Consider the following 1,000-nt stretch of genomic DNA (forward strand, 5'->3'; position numbering starts at 1 on the left):
AGATGATCGAAGCGACCAAGGGCATCAACAGTTATTACCTGACGAGCGACGGCGGCACCATGAGCTACCGTACCCGGATCCGCACTCCGAGCTTCCCGCATCTGCAACAGATCCCTTCGGTGATCAAAGGCAGCATGGTCGCGGACATGATTGCGTACCTGGGTAGTATCGACTTCGTTATGGCCGACGTGGACCGCTAAGCATGAACAGCACGCTTATCCAGACAGACCGTTTCACCCTCAGTGAAACCGAGCGCTCGGCCATTGAGCACGAGCTGCATCACTACGAAGACCCGCGCGCGGCGTCGATCGAAGCCTTGAAGATCGTTCAGAAAGAACGCGGCTGGGTGCCAGATGGCGCCCTGTACGCGATCGGCGAGATCCTCGGCATTCCGGCCAGCGATGTTGAAGGTGTGGCGACGTTCTACAGCCAGATCTTCCGTCAGCCGGTCGGCCGTCACATCATTCGCGTCTGCGACAGCATGGTCTGCTACATCGGCGGCCATGAGTCAGTGGTCAGCGAAATCCAGAACAATCTGGGCATCGGCCTGGGTCAGACCACCGCCGACGGTCGTTTCACCCTGCTGCCTGTCTGCTGCCTCGGCAACTGCGACAAGGCACCGGCGCTGATGATCGACGACGACACCTTTGGCGACGTGCAGCCTGCTGGCGTGGCCAAACTGCTCGAGGGCTACGTATGACCCTGACATCTTTCGGCCCGGCCAACCGCATCAAGCGTTCGGCCGAGACTCACCCGCTGACCTGGCGTCTGCGTGACGACGGCGAAGCCGTGTGGCTCGACGAATACCAGGCCAAGAACGGTTACGCCGCTGCGCGCAAAGCCTTCGCCGACATGGCTCAGGACGACTTTGTCCAGACCGTGAAAGACGCCGGCCTCAAAGGTCGCGGCGGTGCAGGCTTCCCCACTGGCGTGAAGTGGGGCCTGATGCCAAAAGACGAATCCATCAATATCCGCTACCTGCTATGCAACGCGGATGATT

1 protein-coding gene and 2 pseudogenes are annotated in these 1,000 nt (G+C 60.3%); all 3 read left to right on the top strand.

Going from position 1 to position 1,000, the window contains the following annotated elements; translation table 11 throughout:
- Window positions 1–200: pseudogene (locus ACIOU6_RS28070) on the top strand (NADH-quinone oxidoreductase subunit C/D); the annotation flags it as partial.
- Window positions 201–202: 2 nt separating this feature from the next.
- Window positions 203–700, top strand: a complete 498-nt coding sequence (gene nuoE / locus ACIOU6_RS28075) for an NADH-quinone oxidoreductase subunit NuoE (protein WP_003223804.1) — start codon at window positions 203–205, stop codon at window positions 698–700.
- Window positions 697–1,000, top strand: a pseudogene (locus tag ACIOU6_RS28080) (NADH-quinone oxidoreductase subunit F); the annotation flags it as partial. The gene nuoE and the pseudogene ACIOU6_RS28080, both read left to right, overlap by 4 nt.

The sequence above is a fragment of the Pseudomonas sp. NPDC087615 genome (assembly GCF_044743445.1).
Classification (GTDB): Bacteria; Pseudomonadota; Gammaproteobacteria; order Pseudomonadales; family Pseudomonadaceae; genus Aquipseudomonas; species Aquipseudomonas baetica_A.

Excerpts from the sequence above, each read along its gene's own strand:
- nuoE (WP_003223804.1), top strand. The coding sequence starts at position 203 with ATGAACAGCACGCTTATCCAGACAGACCGTTTCACCCTCAGTGAAACC.